The sequence below is a fragment of the Corynebacterium sp. HMSC072A04 genome (assembly GCF_001809235.1).
Classification (GTDB): Bacteria; Actinomycetota; Actinomycetes; order Mycobacteriales; family Mycobacteriaceae; genus Corynebacterium; species Corynebacterium hiratae.
Genome location: NZ_KV796777.1, coordinates 1 through 18,693 on the forward strand (window position 1 = coordinate 1; position 18,693 = coordinate 18,693).

The 18,693-nt window shown below is 61.5% G+C and carries 19 protein-coding genes; 4 read left to right on the forward strand and 15 right to left on the reverse strand.

All coding sequences use genetic code 11. The features are described from left to right. The 5 genes from HMPREF2565_RS04895 to HMPREF2565_RS04915 all read right to left on the reverse strand — a co-directional run. Positions 1 to 460 (reverse strand): GNAT family N-acetyltransferase (locus tag HMPREF2565_RS04895; RefSeq protein ID WP_071406939.1); only part of this gene is annotated, 460 nt, incomplete at its 3' end. Positions 461 to 478: 18 nt separating this feature from the next. After that, positions 479 to 2,287 (reverse strand): ABC transporter ATP-binding protein, encoded by a 1,809-nt coding sequence (locus tag HMPREF2565_RS04900; RefSeq protein ID WP_071406940.1) that lies wholly within the window; start codon positions 2,285 to 2,287, stop codon positions 479 to 481. Then, complete coding sequence (locus HMPREF2565_RS04905) at positions 2,284 to 3,858, reverse strand: ABC transporter transmembrane domain-containing protein (protein WP_071406941.1); 1,575 nt, start codon at positions 3,856 to 3,858, stop codon at positions 2,284 to 2,286. The genes HMPREF2565_RS04900 and HMPREF2565_RS04905 overlap by 4 nt, the downstream gene beginning before the upstream one ends. Positions 3,859 to 3,941: 83 nt before the next feature. Beyond that, entirely contained in the window at positions 3,942 to 4,145 is a 204-nt protein-coding gene (locus HMPREF2565_RS04910; RefSeq protein ID WP_049156598.1) for a hypothetical protein, read from the reverse strand. A gap of 166 nt (positions 4,146 to 4,311) precedes the next feature. Then, positions 4,312 to 5,187, reverse strand: coding sequence for a hypothetical protein (locus HMPREF2565_RS04915; protein WP_071406942.1), 876 nt, complete (start codon positions 5,185 to 5,187; stop codon positions 4,312 to 4,314). Between the two features lie 362 nt (positions 5,188 to 5,549). Between HMPREF2565_RS04915 and HMPREF2565_RS04920 the strand changes: the two genes are divergently transcribed. Together HMPREF2565_RS04920 and metE are read left to right on the forward strand one after the other, a co-directional pair. Next, positions 5,550 to 6,473: a methylenetetrahydrofolate reductase gene (locus tag HMPREF2565_RS04920; RefSeq protein ID WP_070444484.1), complete on the forward strand. Its 924-nt coding sequence runs from the start codon at positions 5,550 to 5,552 to the stop codon at positions 6,471 to 6,473. Then, the gene (gene metE / locus HMPREF2565_RS04925; protein ID WP_071406943.1) at positions 6,470 to 8,734 is read left to right on the forward strand and encodes a 5-methyltetrahydropteroyltriglutamate--homocysteine S-methyltransferase; all 2,265 of its coding nucleotides are present in this window, start codon (positions 6,470 to 6,472) and stop codon (positions 8,732 to 8,734) included. Before HMPREF2565_RS04920 ends, metE begins: the two co-directional genes overlap by 4 nt. Before the next feature lie 4 nt (positions 8,735 to 8,738). Here metE and HMPREF2565_RS04930 read toward each other — a convergent pair whose 3' ends face one another. Next, positions 8,739 to 9,389 (reverse strand): HAD family hydrolase, encoded by a 651-nt coding sequence (locus HMPREF2565_RS04930; RefSeq protein WP_071406944.1) that lies wholly within the window; start codon positions 9,387 to 9,389, stop codon positions 8,739 to 8,741. Between the two features lie 69 nt (positions 9,390 to 9,458). Between HMPREF2565_RS04930 and HMPREF2565_RS04935 the strand changes: the two genes are divergently transcribed. Further along, positions 9,459 to 9,989: a peptidylprolyl isomerase gene (locus HMPREF2565_RS04935; protein WP_039672975.1), complete on the forward strand. Its 531-nt coding sequence runs from the start codon at positions 9,459 to 9,461 to the stop codon at positions 9,987 to 9,989. A 71-nt stretch (positions 9,990 to 10,060) separates the two neighbouring features. Next, on the forward strand, positions 10,061 to 10,705 hold the full coding sequence (locus HMPREF2565_RS04940) for a rhomboid family intramembrane serine protease (RefSeq protein ID WP_071406945.1): 645 nt from the start codon (positions 10,061 to 10,063) through the stop codon (positions 10,703 to 10,705). Between the two features lie 310 nt (positions 10,706 to 11,015). On the opposite strand, the gene HMPREF2565_RS04945 is transcribed toward HMPREF2565_RS04940, so the two are convergent. The 9 genes from HMPREF2565_RS04945 to pknB form a co-directional block, all read right to left on the reverse strand. After that, positions 11,016 to 11,654, reverse strand: coding sequence for a response regulator (locus HMPREF2565_RS04945; RefSeq protein ID WP_071406946.1), 639 nt, complete (start codon positions 11,652 to 11,654; stop codon positions 11,016 to 11,018). Then, complete coding sequence (locus HMPREF2565_RS04950; RefSeq protein WP_168162655.1) at positions 11,651 to 12,784, reverse strand: sensor histidine kinase; 1,134 nt, start codon at positions 12,782 to 12,784, stop codon at positions 11,651 to 11,653. The genes HMPREF2565_RS04945 and HMPREF2565_RS04950 overlap by 4 nt, the downstream gene beginning before the upstream one ends. A gap of 10 nt (positions 12,785 to 12,794) precedes the next feature. Further along, entirely contained in the window at positions 12,795 to 13,622 is an 828-nt protein-coding gene (locus HMPREF2565_RS04955) for a hypothetical protein (protein ID WP_070562136.1), read from the reverse strand. A gap of 2 nt (positions 13,623 to 13,624) precedes the next feature. Next, positions 13,625 to 14,284, reverse strand: coding sequence for an ABC transporter ATP-binding protein (locus HMPREF2565_RS04960; RefSeq protein WP_070523305.1), 660 nt, complete (start codon positions 14,282 to 14,284; stop codon positions 13,625 to 13,627). A 109-nt stretch (positions 14,285 to 14,393) separates the two neighbouring features. Next, positions 14,394 to 15,047: a response regulator transcription factor gene (locus tag HMPREF2565_RS04965; protein ID WP_070533551.1), complete on the reverse strand. Its 654-nt coding sequence runs from the start codon at positions 15,045 to 15,047 to the stop codon at positions 14,394 to 14,396. A gap of 9 nt (positions 15,048 to 15,056) precedes the next feature. Further along, complete coding sequence (locus HMPREF2565_RS04970; protein ID WP_070523259.1) at positions 15,057 to 15,266, reverse strand: hypothetical protein; 210 nt, start codon at positions 15,264 to 15,266, stop codon at positions 15,057 to 15,059. Positions 15,267 to 15,314: 48 nt separating this feature from the next. Continuing rightward, the gene (locus HMPREF2565_RS04975) at positions 15,315 to 16,391 is read right to left on the reverse strand and encodes a sensor histidine kinase (RefSeq protein WP_071406948.1); all 1,077 of its coding nucleotides are present in this window, start codon (positions 16,389 to 16,391) and stop codon (positions 15,315 to 15,317) included. Positions 16,392 to 16,406: 15 nt separating this feature from the next. After that, positions 16,407 to 16,682, reverse strand: coding sequence for a cell division protein CrgA (gene crgA / locus HMPREF2565_RS04980; RefSeq protein WP_071406949.1), 276 nt, complete (start codon positions 16,680 to 16,682; stop codon positions 16,407 to 16,409). Between the two features lie 68 nt (positions 16,683 to 16,750). After that, entirely contained in the window at positions 16,751 to 18,691 is a 1,941-nt protein-coding gene (gene pknB, locus HMPREF2565_RS04985) for a Stk1 family PASTA domain-containing Ser/Thr kinase (protein ID WP_071406950.1), read from the reverse strand. Positions 18,692 to 18,693 lie beyond the last annotated feature (2 nt).

The window sequence follows — 18,693 nt, forward strand, 5'->3', positions numbered from 1 at the left end:
AATCAACGCACTCTAAAACCGGAAGGGCCTCGAAACCCAGGTGGAGGTACAGGCGATGAGCGCGGTCGTTGTCTTTAGCCACTGAGAGCGAGATGCCCGGGGCACCCATCTCCCGGGAGAGGTCAGTGGCGGCGTCGATCAGCAGGGTACCGACGCCCTGGCCCCGGAAGCGGGGCTCCACGGCCAAGGCGAGCTCAGGGATACCTTCCGCCACGTGGCCAAATCCATGGCGCTCAGCCGTACCCCAGTTCAGCCACACGCCACCGGCGGGGACGTGCCCCTCCCAAGCGATGAAACCTCCGCGAGAGGGCTCCCAACCGCCGAGGTAATAGTCGAACCCTTCCTCGAAACCTTCAGGGAGTTCCTTGTGCTCATCGCCGAAAGTATCGGCAAGGAAGTTGATACGGGCCAGATAGGTGCGGTCGGCTTCAGTAAGGGAAAGAAGATGCATGAGCTCCATGGTAGGCGCGGAGAAGACCTATTTCCCATGCTCCCATTGGGCATAGGCCGAGGCATAGCGCCCGCCCAGAGCGATGAGGTCGGCGTGGGTGCCGTCCTCGACGATCTGGCCTTGTTCCATGACGATGATGCGGTCGGCCTCGCGGGCTTGGTCTAGGCGGTGGGCAACGACGAGTGAGGTGCGGTCCTTGGTGACGGCCTTGGCGGCGTGTTCGAGTACCTCGGCGTGCTCGGAGCCGGCCTCGGAGGTGGCCTCATCCATGATGAGCACTGGCGGCTGGCGCAGGATCATGCGGGCCAGCGAAAGCTGTTGCTCGGCCTCCGCGCCAATCTCTTCGTTGCCGGCGCCGATGAGCGTGTCCAGGCCTTGGGGTAGCCAGCGCGAATTCTCATCGAGGCCCACGGTGTTGAGCGCGCGCCACAGTTCCTCATCGCTGGCATCGGGTTTCGCCAACAGCAGGTCGCTGCGCAGCGTGCCGGAGAAGAGGTGGACTTCCTGAGTAATGAGGGCGACGTGCTCGGTGATCCAGGTATTCGGCACCGTGGCGGTATCAATCCCGTCGAGGCTGATGGTGCCCGTTGTGGGGTACTGCAGGCCCGCCACGAGGGAGGCGAGGGTGGATTTGCCCGCGCCGGAGGTGCCCACGAGGGCGGTGGTGGTGCCGGCGGTGAGGGTCAGGGAGACGTCGTTAAGCACTGGCGCCCCACCGGGGTAAGCGTAGGAGAGGTGCTCGATGGTGATGGTGGGGGCGTCGCTAAGCCGGGGAGTGTCCTTCTGGTTCGCGCTGGTGTGCGCGCTGTCCTCGAGGGTGGCCAGGGCGACGGCGCGGCCGAGGGAGGTCACGGAATGCTGAATCTCACCGGCGAAGAAGAGGATGTTGAAGACGTGGATCTCTAGGCGCATGACCAAGAGCACGGCGGCGGTGGCCTCACCAGGGGTCAGCCAGCCCCAGATCACCATGGGCACAGACATGAGGACAGAGCCCAGCAGCAGCACCGCGAAGGCTAGGGCGCCCTGGCCAACGATGCGGTTGATGAGCGGAACCTTGTCGCCCCAGGCCTGTACCGTGTCCCAGGAGTAGCGCTCCATGCGCGCGTGTGCCCAGTCTTTGAGGGAGAACTGGCGGAGGGTCTCCAGTGCGCGGATGGTATCCAACAGCACGTTGTTGCGGTAGGCCTCTACTGACGAGACTTCGTTGGCGATGGCGGGGATATCCCGCATGGTACCGCGGATGAAGGGGTAGAGCAGGCAGCTCACCGCAATGAAGAGCAGGGCGTAGGCGGGGTGGATGAAGATCATCATGAGCGCGGTCAGCGGCAGCATGAAGAGGGTGAGCACTAGGCGGTCACCCATCATGGAGATGGCCATGACCACGGTGTCGATGTCCTTGGACAGGCGCGTGATGATGTTGCCGGTACCTAGTTCCATGACGGCCGGCACGGGGGCACCGAGGGCGGAATCGAGCGCTGAGGTGCGCAGATCCACCGAGAGGCGGCGGGTGGTGGAGGTGACCAGGTAGCGCCCCAGGGTGCGGCCGGTGACCTCCACGAGGAAGCCCACCGCGATGACGATGAGTGCGCCGACCATGGCTGTGCGTCCCGTGCCAAGGACGGGGAGCTCCACGCCCTGGACGATGTCGACGACGCGGCCGAGCACCTGGGAGACCAGGTTCATCATGATGACGGTGACGGTAAATAGGCCGAAGAAGAGGGCGATGCCGAGCCTGCTAGGGGCACTGGGCAGGGTTTTGAGGAAGCGCAGGCACTCTTGTGGGGAGGCGGGGGCGAGGGCATCCGCGCGGTCTGTGGTGGTGGGGCGGTTGCTCATAGCTCCACCACCTCATCGGCGTTGGCGGCCCACGTGGAGGCGGAGGTGATGACCACGGTGGTCTTGTCGGCGCGCAGTTCGCGCACGCGCTTGGCGACGTCCGCCAGGGTCAACGAATCCAGCCCCGTCGTGGGGTTGTCCAGGACGAGAACGTCGGGGTCGAGTGCGAGTGCGCGGGCCAGGGCGACGCGCTGGCGCTGGCCGCCGGAGAGGTTGAGGCCGGCTTCGCCGATGGGTGCGGTGGGCAGCTCACCGTCGGGGCCCAGCCCGCCGAGGCGGATAACAATGTCCTCGCAGGCGGAGGCGTGCAGGGCGTCGTGGGTTTGGGTTTGGGTTGCCGCGCGTAGCGGATCGACGTTGTCCTGCAGGGTGCCCTCCAGCACGGAGATGCGGTGCGGCGGGCACAAAGCGCCGTTGTCGTTGAGGTAGCGCACCCAGGAATCCACGGTGCTGCGGCCCTCGGCGGTCGTGGGCATCCACACGTGCAGGCCAGGGGAGAGCTCGATGGGCGTGCCGGTTGTCTTCTCGGTAGTGGTATTGAGCTGGCCGAGCAGCTCGCCAACACGCTCCACGGAGGCGCGTGCTCTGGCCCAGTTTTCGGTCAGTAGGCCCAGCGATACGCCGAGCGCGGTCAATGCCGGGGGTGCGAGCATGGTAATCGCCATCATGCCGCCGGGGGCAATGTGGCCTTCGAAGGTTTCCCAGGAGGTCCAGGCCAGGATGCCCACCGCAAAGGAGGCGGGGACCATCTGCCGCACCCAGGCCATGAGGGAGGACAGCTTGGCCTCGTGGAGCATGGTGGTTAGGGCTTCGTGAGCGGCGTCGGAAAAGCGCTGGCGGGCAATGTCCTTGGCGCCCAGGCCCTTGATAACGCGGGAACCTTGGGCGAAGTCCGTGGCGAGTGACAACGCGGTGTTTTCTAGCTGGCGGCGGCGCGCAGCAACCTTGGTCAGCGGCTTGGTGGTGGCCCACGAGGCCAGCGCGGTGGCGAGGGCACCGATGAGCAGGGCGGCGGAGACCTGCCAGGAAACCGGGGCGAGGCTGACCACGGCGCCTAAGAGGTAGCCCACCATGACCAGTGGGAAGTTGAGGATCTGCTTGAGTTGGCCGATGTAGTGCGAATCCTCATCCATCGTGTTGAGCAGCCGGCCGGGGCTAATCCCGGCGGTCGAGGCACCCAGCAGCTTATCCAGCAGGTTCAGGCGCAGCGTGTGGGTGCTGCGGGCCTGACTCAGATCCGTGAAAGCATCCGCTGTGGCTTCGCAGATATAGGCGACGTAGAGGATGACCGCGGTAACCGCAAGCGGCAGCGCTACGGTGCGCCAGGAGGGATCGGAAAAGGCATACTGCGTAGTGTGGCCGATGATGACCGAGACCAACGCGCCCAGCGGTGCGTTGATGAGGGTGGCGATGAAGATACCGATGACGCCGGTGCGTTGGGCACCCAGCATCCGCCACGTGGCGGCGCCGGGCCGAGAGAAGTCGGTGGTCTCAGTGAGGGATACCTCCCCGGTAGGTGGTTCATCGGGGAGGTACCACGACCACGTCCGCATGCGTGGATAGTGAGTCATAAGGACTCATCTTATAGCGCAATGCGCATAAGGTGGTGATTCAGATTACAGCAAAGAAGGGTCGCTGTAACGGATTACGCGGCTTAAGCCAAGTGGTAGTTGTCCACGTCGTAGCCGTTGAACTCGCGGTCGACGCCGTAGTCATCGACGGAGGTGAACTGCGTGCCGTTTTCGATGGCAAAGCGCAGGTTATCCACGCGGGTGGACGGATCACCGCTGACGGCACCGGCCGGAAAATAGAAGGTGTCCCCACTCTTGAGCTTGACGATGAGTGATTCGAAGCTCATTCCTGATCTCCTTGCCTGCTGCTGATACGGTGGCGGCGCAAAACTGCGCGCGGGCACCGATCCTTCACGATCGATGCCGATTAACCCTCGATTCAAGCAGGTCGGGCCCGTGCAGGCAAAGGAGTGAGATCAAGGCAACGAAACACGCACCCCCAAGGATGGGGGATTAGTTCTCCTCTTCGGTGTGGAGTCGGTGCTTGCCCTCAGACTCGTGGTCGTCGGTGATGCGGGAGGTGTCGGCATCCTTCTTGTCGGCGTTGCTGACCTCGATCTCGGTCTCGACGGCGTCCTGAATAGCGGTTTCTTCCTCGCGGTGCTTGGCCAGCTGCTCATCCAGGGAGCCCAACAGCTCCTCGTCGCGCTCGACGACACCTTCCTCAGCCAGGTCGGACTCCTTCTTGGCATCGTCCTCAGTGGTGGAGGTGTAGACCAAGGTGGAGCCCTGCGGTGCAGACGGGGAGGAGAAGTCTTCGACGCGCGGCGGGACGGCGGACTCCTTCTCCTTCTTCTGGGTGAAGAAGTAGTAGATGCCGCCGCCGATGGCCGCAAGGGCGGCAACGAGCGCGGAGATCAGCCAGATCTTCGAGCCCTTCTTCTTGTCCTTACCGCTGATGCGGCGGGCCTTCTTCTGCAGCTGGGCGCTGCGCTTCTGGGCTTTCTTTTCGGCCTTGGAGGCCTTCTTCTTGGCTTGCTTGCGGGCCTTGGAGGTCTTCTTTTCTGCCTGCTTCTGGGTCTTTTCCCACTGCTTGGAGGCCTTGTCCTGGGCCTCCGCGGCAGCCTCGGAGAGCTTCTCGGTGGCTTCTTCGCTGCGTTCCTTGAGCTCTTCCAGGGCGCGCTCGAGGCGGGAGTGCGCGGCCTTGGTTACGGCACCCGCTTCGCGGCGGGCCTCGGAGAACCAGTCGCCATCACGTTCTTCCATGCGGGCGGCGGCGGTCTCTAGGACGGAGTAGGCCTCGCGAGCCTTTTCATCGCGGCGTTCCTTGAGGCGCTCCACCAGGGCGGAGGTGGCGCTGATGGCTGTGGACAGGGCGGCGGGGTTCATGGGCTCAGGTGCTCCTTTAGTCAATACTGAGGTGATTTGTGTTGGACAACTGTTTATGGAGTGATTGTCGGCGCCGAACCGGGTGTGTCCGCGTTCGCGCTGGATACTCCCTTTCAGCGTAGTGGCGGCGCGCAGGTCCCGCCACCATATGCGCAAAGGCCGCGAGCTGTTCAAAGAAAATAGACAGCTTTGTACGGATGGGACGGGTTTTTATTCATTGTGGGTTTGCGTTAACGGCGCAGCTGACTGGGTTCTAAAGGTATTACCAATGCTAAAACGCTTTCGCGAGAAATGGACAGCTTGGTACGTTTTGGGACATCAACACCGACGATAAACAACGATAACCTGCAGAGGAGGTGAGCATGTCCCCGCGACTCTCCGCATCCGCACCACTAGACCAAATCAGCGAAGATACGCCCAAGGAGCTTAAGCGTACCGCTCTCTCCTTCGAGGTGATCCCGCCGCGTCATGATGCGGACGCTGCAAAGATTGACCGCTTGCTCGCCATGCTCGCCGCGTATAACCCTGATTACATCGCCGTCACCAGCTCCCAGCGCTCTGGGTGGCTGGAGGGAACCGCAGCCTTCATTGAGAAGATCTCACGCGATACAGCGATGCGTCCCTTGGCCCACCTGGCCTGCACCGCCGGCACAGAGGAAGAGCTCGTTGGCTGGATCGACACGCTTGTCGACGCCGGCGTGCGCGGCCTCCTTGCCCTCCGCGGCGACCTTCCGGAGGGCGGCATGCCCGAAGGTCACCTGCCGCACGCCGATTCCCTGGTCCGGCTCATCCGCCGCTGGGAATCCGACCGCGTGGCGCGCTTGGCAGCCGGCCGCTTGGCGGTGGGCGTGGCCTGCTATCCCAACGGCCACGCCGAGTCCGCCACGCCGGACGAGGACATCGACGTCCTTTTGGCCAAGCAGCGCCTCGGCGCAGACTTCGCCATCACCCAGCTTTTCTTCGACGCGGAGGATTACGTCCGCTTTGCCCAGCGCGCCCGGCTGGCAGGTGTGCGCATTCCGCTCATCCCCGGGATCATGCCGATGACGAGCCGCGCTCGGGTGGAGCGAATGTGCCAGCTGTCCGGGTTGGATGGGCCGACCAAGGTCCTCGACCAGCTCGCGGCAGCGACCTCTCCCGAGGAAGAGAAAGAAATCGGCATGCAGATTACGGCCAAGCTGGCGAAGTCGGTGATGAACGCCGGCGCCGACGGGCTGCACATCTACACGCACAACAATCCAGACATCACGACTGACCTGCTACATCGAATTGGAGTCATCCCATGACCGCATCCTTTCCTAAGGCCACGATTGAGGGCTACCCGCGCGTCGGTGCCCACCGCGAGCTCAAGCGCGCGCTGGAATCCTACTGGTCCGGCAAGATCGACGCGGAGACTTTCGAGTCCGCCGCGCACTCCCTGCGCCTTGACACCTATGCCCGCCTCAAGGAGCTGGGCCTCGCTGAGGATTACGCCATCCCGGCCGACGTTGCTTACTACGACCACGTCCTCGAGACCGCGCTGACCGTGGGCGCTGCCCAGGGCGAGAGCCTCGATGATGAGTTCACCCTGGCCCGCGGTAACAAGGACACGGCGCCGCTGGAGATGACCAAGTGGTTCGACACCAACTACCACTACATTGTTCCTGAGATCACCGATGACCAGACCTTTAGCGCCCGTCCGCAGCGCGTGCTGAAGATCGTCGAGGAGGCCCGCGCCGCCGGCCACACTGTGCGCCCAGTCCTCGTCGGCCCGGTGACCCTGCTGGCGCTGTCCAAGCAGGCTGAGGGCGCCACCAAGCAGCCCCTGGACCACCTCGATCAGGCAGTCGAGTCCTACCTCACCGTCCTGGCTGAGCTTTACGACGCCGGCGTTGAATGGATCCAGCTCGCCGAGCCGGCCCTGGTCGCCGACCTCGCCGCCGCTGACGACGCCACCTTGGCCGCCGCACTCAAGAGCGCCTATGGCCGCATCCTGGGCGCGGAGAAGCGCCCGCAGGTTTACCTGACCACGCCCTATGGTTCCCTCAACGCTGGCCTCGACGCCGTCGCCGAGCTGCAGCCGGAAGCAGTCCAGGTGGATCTTTCCGTCGGCACTCTGGCCCTAGACACCTCCTACCTCGAGCGTGTGGCCAAGCTCGCCGAGGTCACCCACCTCTCCGCCGGCCTGGTCGACGGCCGCAACGTCTGGGCCGCCAACCTCCGCGACCTGCGCGAGAAGCTGGAGTCCCTGGGCGCGGATGTCTCCGTGACCACCTCCGTGTCCCTGCAGCACGTGCCGCACACCGTGGAGGCAGAAACCTCCCTGCCGGTGGACGTCGCCACCTGGTTCGCTTTTGCTGATGAGAAGATCCGCGAGGTCGTAGCACTCTCCGCCGGCCCGCTCGATGCCCCAGAGGCTTATGCTCAGGCTGACCGCGCCGTGCGCACCCGCGCCGAGTCCTCCCGCACCCATGACCAGGCAGTACAGGATCGCACTGCGCAGTTGCCGGAGGGCCAGGTTCAGCGCCAGCCGGAGTTCGCTGAGCGCAACAAGGCGCAAGAAGAACTTGGCCTGCCGCAGCTGCCCACCACCACCATCGGCTCCTTCCCGCAGACTGCTGAAATTCGCGCCGCACGCGCCGCACACCGCAAGGGCGAGCTCTCCGATGCCGACTACACCGAGGCACTGCGCAACGAGGTGAAGTCCGTCATCGAGCTGCAGGAGCGCTTGGGCTTGGACGTCCTCGTCCACGGCGAGCCGGAACGCAACGATATGGTGCAGTACTTCGCCGAGCTTCTCGACGGCTTCGTCGTCACCGAGAACGGCTGGGTCCAGTCCTACGGCTCCCGTTGCACCCGTCCGCCAATCGTCGTCGGCGACATCTCCCGCCCGAAGGCCATGACCACCGAGTGGGCCAAGTTCGCGCAGTCCCTGTCCGAGAAGCACGTCAAGGGCATGCTCACCGGCCCGGTGACCATCCTGGCCTGGTCCTTCGTGCGCGATGATGTTCACCAGTCCGTCTCCGCCGACCAGCTCGGCGTGGCGCTGGCCGACGAAGTCCGCGACCTCGAGGAGGCCGGCATTGACATCATCCAGATCGACGAGCCCGCCCTGCGCGAGTTGCTGCCGCTGCGCGAGCAGGACCGCAAGGCTTACCTCGACTGGGCGGTGCGCTCTTTCCGCCTCGTAGCACTCGAGGCCCAGCCGACCACTCAGATCCACACGCACCTCTGTTACTCGGAGTTTGGCCAGATCATCGACGCCGTCGCCGGCCTGGACGCCGACGTCACCTCCATCGAAGCTGCCCGCTCCCGCATGGAACTGCTCGAGGACATCGATGAGAAGTTCCACTCTGAGATCGGCCCGGGCATTTATGACATCCACTCGCCGCGCATCCCGTCCGTGGCGGAGATGGCTGAGCTCATCCGCGCAGCGCTCAAGAACGTGCCGGTCGAGCGCCTCTGGGTTAACCCGGACTGCGGCCTGAAGACCCGTGGTTACGAGGAGACCGAAGCTTCCCTGCGCAACCTGGTCCTCGCCCGTGACGAGGTCCGCTCTAACCTTTAGGGGTTTAAATCCAAAGATTTAAACCGTTCATCGCCGTCAGCTCACTGAGCGCGGCGATGTCTCCGTTTCCGCCCCTATCGAAGTGCAGTGCCTTGAGACCCGCGTCACGGGCGCCTTCGACATCATTGGCCACCGAATCGCCCACCATGAGAGTGGCGCCCGGTTCCACCCTTAAGTGCCGACAAGCTTCGAGGTAGGCCTCTGGGTGCGGCTTCGGGTGGCCCATCTCCACGGTGGGAAAGAGCTCAACGCCTGGCAGGTCGAGCCCGCCCGCCTTGAGCTTGCCCTCCTGCATTTCACGAGCCCCGTTCGTTAAAACGCCCACTTTGAGGCCGCGGGACAGGACGTGCTCGAGGGTAGGGAGGGCGTCATCAAGCGCCTGCCAGTGTTTTTCATACGCGGCCAAATACTTGGCATATTCCGCCAGTGCCTCCTGCTCTGTCATCTCTGGGCGCCCCAGGAACTCGCGGCAGCGCTCCACTCGCTGGCCTTGGTGGGTGACCTCGCCGCGCTCGTAGGCGGCGAACCATTTCCTTTCAATCTCGGCGAAGCGCTTGTGGTGCCCGCCCGGCAGCCACTCCTCAACGGCCGCATGCATCGCGGCGGTGTGGTCCATGAGGGTGTCATCGAGATCGAAGAGAATGGCGCGAATCATGCTTGCAACCCTACGCAGATCGCTGACAGCGTCGCGCCGGAACAACGCATTGGTGGAAATTTCCATACAATGGCTGGCATGACTCAGAAGACCGCAACTGCAACGATGCACACCAACTACGGTGACATTGTTATCGACCTGTTCGGTAACCACGCACCGGTAACCGTTGAGAACTTCATCGGCCTGGCTAAGGGCGAGAAGGACTACACCACCCAGAACGCCAAGGGTGAGCAGTCTGGCCCGTTCTACGATGGCGCTATCTTCCACCGCGTCATCGACCAGTTCATGATCCAGGGCGGTGACCCGACTGGCACCGGCCGTGGCGGCCCCGGCTACCAGTTCCAGGATGAGTTCCACCCGGAGCTCCAGTTTGACCGCCCGTTCCTGCTGGCCATGGCGAATGCCGGCCCGGGCACCAACGGTTCCCAGTTCTTCATCACCGTGGCGCCGACCCCGCACCTGAACAACCACCACACCATCTTCGGTGAGGTCACCGATGCGGCTTCCCAGGAGGTCGTGTCCAAGATTGCGAAGGTCTCCACCGACCGCATGGACCGTCCGGCTGAGGACGTTGTCATTGAGTCCATCGAGATCGCCTAAGCGTTCTTAGCTTTTCATCTGAGCCCGCTGCCACGTGATGTGGTGGCGGGCTCGTTGTTTTAGGAGTCCGTGTGAAAAATTATCTACGTTCGACGCCAGTCACCATGGTGCTCATGGTGCTGTGCATTGGGGCATGGTTGGTCACGGCCATCCAGGCCAAGACCCTCTCTACGCCCTACTATCGCAGCTTGCTGGCCCAAGACTGGACGCTGTGGGGCCCGGAGGTGTCCGAGCACCCCACAACTGTCATTACCGCGGGCTTTATGCACCTCGACGCCGGGCACCTCCTCGTCAACATGGTGATGCTGCTTTTTGTGGGTAGGGAAGTAGAACGCGCCCTGGGCAGCGCGCTTTATGTGGCGGCCTATCTCATCTCCATTGTGGGCTCTTCCGCCGCAGTGCTGTGGATGGATTTCGGCACACCCACGGTGGGCGCCTCCGGTGCCCTCTTTGCGCTCATGGGACTACTCATCGGCGTGTACCGCAGCCGCGGTCTTGATCTGCGCGCGCCCATCGTCTTGGTCGTAGCAAACGTTGCCTACAGCTTTGTGGCGGAGAACGTCTCCGTGTGGGGGCACTTGGGCGGTTTGCTCACAGGACTGCTGTTGGCGCCATTCCTCTTTCGCCAACGTGCGTGGCTGCGTTGGCTGGGGATATGGCTTATCGGGGTGATAGCTGCTGTTGCAGCGGCGCTGCGAGCTGGGCTTTGGGGATAACTCGGGCGTGTTATCCACCGAAACCTCTGTGCGAAAGAATTCCACATAAGTTATCCACATTGTGGATAACTACATTTTTGTAATTTACCGAACGTGTGGGCCAAGATAACCGCAGATCAGCAGCGTATTAGGTTGTGTTCGAAGTTTTTGTGCGGGCTGTGGGAAGCGTGAAAACACTTATCCACAGGGTGTGGAGAAAGGCTGTGGAATTCGTTCTCCACAGAGTTATCCCCACCCTGTGGATAACTTTGTACCCAAGGTGTTAACAGTGCTCCGGTTGCGAGGTGGTGTTGGGAACTGCGCCCCCTAGTTAGCTCACCACTCCTGCGCGAAAGGCCCAGATCACGAGCTGTACTCGCGAACGAGCTCCCACTTTGGCCATCGCAGATGACAAATGAGTCTTGACCGTAGAGGGCTCCAAATACAGCTCGCGCCCGATTTCGATGTTGGTTAATCCTTTGCCCAGGGCCCGTACACACTCGAGTTCGCGCGGCGTGAGTAGGGCTGAATCTACCGTGGCCCGCGCTTTCCGCCGACCAAATTCTGCAATCACCCTTTTAGTAACCGCAGCGTCGACCATGCCTTCACCTGAGGCCGCGTGTTTGACTCCTTGGATGAGGTCGGTCATTGGGGAGTCTTTCAGCATGACGCCACAGGCACCGGCTTCGAGGGCACCAAAGACGTATTCGTCTAGGTCAAAGGTGGTGATCACGATGACTGCTGGGGGATTGTCTTGCTTGTTAATCTCCGTGGTTGCGTAGATCCCGTCCCCGTCAGGCATGCGGATATCGAGGCACACCACATCAATGTCGCGAGCCTTTGCAGCCGCTATCGCCTCATTCCCGGAAGCTGCCTCAGCCACAACTTTGATCTCACCGGTGGCCTCGAAGATTGCCTTTAATCCCTGTCTGATCAGAGGTTGGTCATCAACTAACAAGACTCGAATCATGGCTTCCTCCAGGTAATGAGCACCAGCCAACCATCTTCGGTAGGTTCATTGAAAGCGGTTGCACCGACAGCTCGGGCGCGCTCTTGGATGCTGATGGTGCCACGGCCCGTGGGGCTATGTGTGAAAGTGCCGCGGGTGATTATCCGCAGTTCATCATCGCTCAGCATGACATCAACAGGCGCGCCTGTTGCATGCTTGCGGGCATTTGTCAGAGCTTCTTGGGTGATTCGATAAGCCGCGATCAACTCGCCCTCCGACAAGTGGGAGGTGTCCGAAAACGTTACTGCCTGCCCTAGAGCGCGAACCTCCGAAATTAGCGCAGACAGATTTGTCGGCTGAGGGATGCGGTGTATTTCGGCATCGGAAACCGAAAGCTTGCTAACGGTCGCGCGGACATCCTGGAGTGCCTTCGTCGTCGACGAGGTCACGTGTTGGAGATGCTCTTTGGCAGCGGTGGGGTTGACATCGATGCATGCCTGTGCGGCTTGAGCTTGGATGGCGATGGCTGAGAGGTGATGGGCGGTGGTGTCGTGAAGCTCCCGCGCAATGCGGGCGCGCTCCTCGACAATGGCGTTTTCCTCAGCGAGTTCTGCTTGGCGGGCGAGGGATGCGGTGAGCTCACGGTTATTGCGGACAGCGAGTCCAATAGCAAAGAACACTATGAGGGGGAGCAGCCAGCCCAAGGCTGTGAGCAGAGTAAAAAGTGGAGGCTCGATTCCTCCCAGCGGTGGCATGGCAATGGCGCGGAGGACGCCGACAATGAGACCCGAGATAATGAGGGAAATAGAGTCGCGAGTTTTTGAGTTCGTGTGCAGCGCTAGCGAAAACGCAGCCACCGAGGCAGCGATACCGTTGTAGCCGAGGCTGTGGTCTGCGGTGACGAGACAGTAGAGGGACCACAGAAGCTCAGTAGCAGAAATCCCGAGTAGGACGCTTAAGGGAAATTTACGGCGCCAAAGCAGGAGGATGCCTTTGGCAATGATGGCAACAAGAATCAGCCAGAACTGCGCTGGAGACAATGCGGTATTGAAGGGGGTTGGTTCCATCGAGCTAGCCACTAGGAACCCAACGAGGTCAAGGGATAGAACGATGACAGCGAGAGCGATGTCTCTGGCTGAAAGGCGATTCATGAAGTCCATGTTAAAGATTTGCCCGGTAAAAGCGGGTGAGCCCAAGTCCCATGCTCACAACCGACCAGCCGGCAAGTACAGCAATACCTACCCATGGATTCATAGTTTGCGTTGCCCCCTGTCCACCAGCAATTGACACAGCAGAAGAAGGAAGCCAACTGTAAAGATACGGTTCCCACCCGGCCATGACGCCGATAGTTCCCAAGATCACTCCTGCCATCAACACTGCGACAATGACCCCGATGGCTGGACCGATTCTCCGTATGGCTAATACGACACCGATGATCGCGAGGGTCAGTAGTAGCACGGCCAAGCTGCCTCGCAGCCACACGACAGCGACATTAGAAGCAGAAGCAACCAGAGAAACATCATTCATCGGAGCCGCAACCAGTGCGATCAGTGAGTTAAGAACGCACGCTGCCACGCATACTAGGAGGACGGTATTCAGCACCGCCACGATCAAAGAACTCGCCCATTTCATACGCGAACCAGCGCCAACCACCTTCCACACCACTGCACCGCTGGAAAATGGGTAGCTAGCTGCAGTGATTGTGAGTGCAACAATGGCGATGAGGAAGATTGAAATGCCTGTGGACTGGCCAGAACCTGTGATATCGAGGGCGGCCAATTGGAAACTGGACGTCGTGGGGTCGGAGCCGTCGATAAGCGCCTGCACCTGTTGGCCTGTTGGACTGTCACCGACTTGTGGCGGGTCAATTTTCAAAAGGAACGGAAGTGCCCACTGCAGGACAGCGCTGATGCCCGCCATCATAACTGCGAGTATCGCGACGATCAGCACGTTCGGGAGGTGACGAAGGGTATAAAGCTCGGATTTCATGTCTAGCCTTTCGTAGCGTGGGCGAAGTAGGCGGCTTCAAGGTCAGGGATTTCACTGAGAACGCCTGTGAATGTGGTGTGACCACGAGAAATGATGACTACGTCGTGGGCGACTGCGGCCGCTTCAGCCAGATGATGGGTTGCCATGATAATTGCCTTCCCACGGGAAGCTTCCGCACACAAGACTTCGCCCAGCCAACGAATGCCGTCAGGATCAAGACCAGAGGACGGCTCGTCCAAGATGATGATGTCGGGATCTTGTAACAGAGCTCCCGCTAGCGCTATACGCCGTTTCATGCCTAACGAGTAAGTTTTGAGCTGCCGGTCGCAGCGGTGCGACATATCGACAAGCTCTAAAACCTCTTGTACCCGATACTTATCGACGCCATATAGCCTCGCCATTGCGTGGAGATGCTGACGCCCGGTGAGACTGGTAACGAGGCCGCCATCGTCGAGGAGCAGCCCGATGGTGCCATTGATGTGCTTCGTTCCGGTGGCTTTCACCAAACCGAGGGCAGCCCGGAGCGTGGTGGATTTGCCGGCGCCGTTTGGACCAAGCAAAGCGGTGATCCGTCCGGGCGATGCCGTGAGGTTCGCGCCGTGGACAACCTCATGTCCGGCGAAGGAGACGGTGATGTCTCGAGCAGTGAATACGGTGTTCATACCTCTGACGATATTGATCAGAAGCATGAGAAACATCGCCTAAGCAGGCAATCTTTTGCCTCCGCCATTTGGGGGAGAAGCCCGTTAATCGAGCAGAGTTGAGTCGGGCTTAAGAGCCAGCGCCGCCCAGAATCTTGGCCACCAGGTTCAGGCGCGTGCTGGCGCCAAAGATGGTGATGAGGCGTGAGACGTGCTTCTTCACGGCGGACTCGGAATAGTGGGTGGCGGCAGCGATCTCAGAATTGGAGTTGCCGGCGAGGAGGAGTTTGAGGACGGCAATTTCGGCGTCGTGAAGCTCGTGGCTCTCAATAGCGGCGGCGACGGGATCGCGTGGGGTGGCGGGTTCCCCAATGTAGTCCACCAAACGGTGCATGGCGGCGGGTGCCACGACGGTGCCGCCCTCCACGGCGGCGCGGACCGCCTCGATGATGGAGCGCGGGCGCTGGTTCTTCAAGATATAGCCCGCGCCGCCCGCCCGCAGGATCTTCAGCATCGTGTCATCCGAGTCGAAGGCGGTGACGGCCAAAAACGTCGGGGGATTCGGCGCGGAGTTAAGGTGCTTGAGCAGCGTAATGCCGTCCATGTGCGGCATGTGAATATCGGCGAGGACGAGGTCCGGCTTGGCTTCTTCAAGCTGGTCTAAGCAATCGGCGCCGTTAGTTGCCTCACCGACCACCGTGATGTCCTCGGTGGTCTGGAAGTAGACGCGGAGCGTCGAGCGAACGAGCTCATCATCGTCAACGAGGAAAACCCGAATGCTCATGGGAACAGCTTAGCCGCACCACCAGCGCTGGGGGCTGGTGGAGCAACGGAAGTGGTCGGCAAATTCGCGGCCGAAGGACTTGTAGAAGGTGAATCCGGTGGACTCAGTGTTCTCAGTAGCGGTGTCAACGGTGGTTTCAGCAGGAGCCTCAGCGGCGCTGGCGATTGGTGCGGAAAACAGCGCGAGAGCTGCGGCGGCAACGGCGAGGGAAGTACGCATGTCAAACCTTTGGGAATTTAAGAAACGGCGGACTACCGGGAAAGCTTACTATATTTTTCTGAGGCTGGCGGTGGGAAGAGAAAGGCGTGTGACCCAGTGCTCGCCCTCTTTGCCGCTGCCGAAGCTGCCGTGCACTCGGCGAACGCGGCGGGCAATTTCACCCAAGCCCAGATTCGTCGTCATGTATTGGCGTGATTGCTGGGCCGCAATCACGGAAGTGATCACCACGTCGATGGTCTTGGAGGTGCTCGTTGCCTCGATGCTTACACGGGATTCAGGGCGGGCGTACTTGAGGATGTTCACGGCGAGTTCGGAGAACACGAGGGAGAGCTTGTCCGGCAGTGCAAGCTGGCCATTCTTGCCCACTGTTATCTGCGGCTCGCATTGAAAACCATGACTGCTCAGGAAGCTGACCATAGTGTCGAGGTCTTCCTCCAGTGACTTGACGCCCTTTGTCACGCTTTCGTTCTTCATCACGCGCAATAGATCGCGCACCTCGCCCATGGCGCGGCGGGCGTCGTCAGCAATTGCCTCCGCGGAGTCGGCCGCTGAGGGATCCGTTTGGGTCAGCGCTAGGGTCTCAGAACGCATGACCACGGAGGTTAAGGTCGCGGCGACCGAATCATGGAGGGCTGTCATAAGCGCCTCGCGCTCTTCTGCGGCGCGTTGCTCAGCGGCAAGACGCTGGTCCCAGGTCCTGCGCAGTACGGCCCCAATGACGATGGCCACCGCATACAGAAGAAGCGGTAGCGAGAGGCTTAGCGGATCGAAATCCGGAAGATAATTGTTCGATGGATCCGTCGTGATCAGGTATGTGTACACCACCGCTGGGGGAACCGCCCACAGCCAGCGCGTGCGAAACGCCACGATGCCCACGATGACGGGGCTCCACGCCAGGATTAGGAATGACCGCCAGTCCGGGCACCACATAGCGAACGCAAAAAGTGCACCATACCCGCAGGCCGCCACGCGTGGGTAGCGGACGGCCAGCGGGGTTAGGGTGACGCCGAGGCCGGCGAGGACGAGTGCGCCGGGGGTGAGGAAGTTTTTATCCACCGTGACGGTGAGCATCACCAAAATGATGCAGCCGACGCCGGCGATGCTATAGAACTTCGAGGAGTTCATCGGCGGTGCTGAAAGTTAACGCCAGCCCATCGTCATCAGGAGACCGATGATGGCCAGGCCGAAGCCGATGCCGTAATTCCACGGCCCCAGTGCCTGCATGAACGGAATAGACTCGCCCGCTAGGTAGTTCACCACGAGCCAGAGCAGGCCGAGGAGCATGAGGCCCAGCATGATGGCGATGTACCACTTCGGAGTTCCCTCAGAGTTGATCTTGACCGGGGTGCGGTTAGTTGCAGAGCTGGAGGACTGCGGGAGTGCGGAGCCCTCCGTCGTGATCTTGGACTTTGGCATTGTTACACCTTCACGAAGAATAGGGGTGGTTAATCTGTGAGATACCTTAGCAGCTGCGCCTTTGAGAGCTATTGCGGTAGCAATGCTGCCGGGTCAAACTCCCAGAACCGGACGTGGATGGTTTCATCCTTACGGATGACATCGCCGCGGCTTGCCGACGCCCATCCGATCTTGTTGCTGTCGATCGGATTAGACGTCGGGATGCGTTCGCCCACGTCGAGGGAACCGGACCAGCCCTTGGCGCGCAGCGCGGATTCGGCTTCCTGCTGCGAGGAATGCGTAATATCCGGTGCCTGGATGAGCATCGCGTTGGAGACTTCCAGGGTGACCTGGCTGCCCTTGGGTAGCTTCTGGCCCTGCTCGACAACCCTGAGCACCTGGTTCTCCGGCAGCTCCGAATCCACCGAATTCACGGTGACGTCAAAGTCCATGGAGGACAGCATGTCCACCGCGCGGTCACGATCCATGCCGCTGACGTCGGGGACGCTGACTTCCTTCTGGCCCTTGGACACCGTGACGCGTACTTTCGAACCCTTGGATAGCTGCGCGCCGCCCGCTGGGTTCTGGGAAATGATCTCGCCCGCGGGGGCCTCATCATTCACCTGTTCCACGTCGGTATTCAGCTCCAAGCCGGCTTCCTCCAGCGCAGTGGTAGCTTCATCCAGCTTCATGCCGGTGAGATCCGGGACCTCGGTGACCTCCTTGCCAGAAGATACTGTCAGCGTGACCGAAGAATTCTTCTGCAGCTCCGAGCCCTCCGCCGGGTTGACGCGGATCACCTTGCCGCGCGGCACATCGGGGCTGGGTTCTTCGTTGACGGTTACCAGCAGGCCAAGCTTTTCCAGCTCCTCGACCGCTTCATTGCGCGGGCGGTTGGCCACCTTCGGGACAGTGACCATGTTCGCGCGCTGAGCTGCTTCATGCTGTTCCTGTTCGCGTTCACGGGCTTCTTGACGGGAGCTATCCCAGAAATCCCAGGCAAAGTAGCCAATAATGGCGACGAGAGAAGCGGCGAGCAAGGCCGCCAGCCACTTGAGACCGGATCCAGATTCCTCATCGTCGGAGGGGCGGGTGGAGGCCACCGGCGCACGGTGTTGCGCGGCCACGGGTGCCACCATCGTGGTGGGGTGATCCTCATCGTTGACGTGGGAGCGTGCCGCTTCTGGCAGCTGGCCCTGTGCCAAACGGTCAAGGTCATCGCCCATCTCCCACGCGGACTGGTAGCGGTCCGCTGGGTGCTTGGCCATCGCCGTGAGCACGACGGCGTCAACGCCGAGTCGCTGCCGTTCCGTGAGGTCCGCAGTGATGAAGTCCGACGGCGGTGTTGGTTCCTCTTGCACGTGCTGATAGGCCACCGCAAACGGTGTCTCACCTTCAAAGGGAGTGCGCCCGGTGACCGTTTCATACATGACGCAGCCCAGGGCGTAGACGTCGGAGCGGGCGTCGGCAGGCTTGCCCCGCGCTTGTTCCGGGGAAAGATACTGCGCGGTGCCGATGACGGCGGAGGTCTGCGTCATCGCGGACGTGGAATCATCCAGCGCGCGGGCGATGCCGAAGTCCATGACCTTCACCTGGCCGGTGTTGGTGAGCATGATGTTGGCCGGCTTGATGTCGCGGTGGATGATGCCTGCCTCGTGGGAAGACTGAAGGGCATCCGCTACCGGCTTCAGCACGCGCGCGGCTTCTTCCACCGGCATGGGGCCATCCTCACGGACAATGTCGCGCAGGGTGCGCCCCTGCACGTATTCCATGACGATGTAGGGCACCATCAGGCCGTCGATGTCTTTTTCACCCGTGTCGAAGACAGCGACGATGTTCGGGTGGTTGAGCTTGCCGGAGTTCTGGGCCTCGCGGCGGAAGCGCTCACGGAAATTAACATCGCGCGCCATGTCGGGGCGCAGCATCTTGATGGCAACGGTGCGCCCCAAGACGGTGTCCTCGGCCTCGTAGACCTCGGACATACCGCCGGTGCCGATGGACTGGCGGAGGTGGTACCGATCACTGACCATGG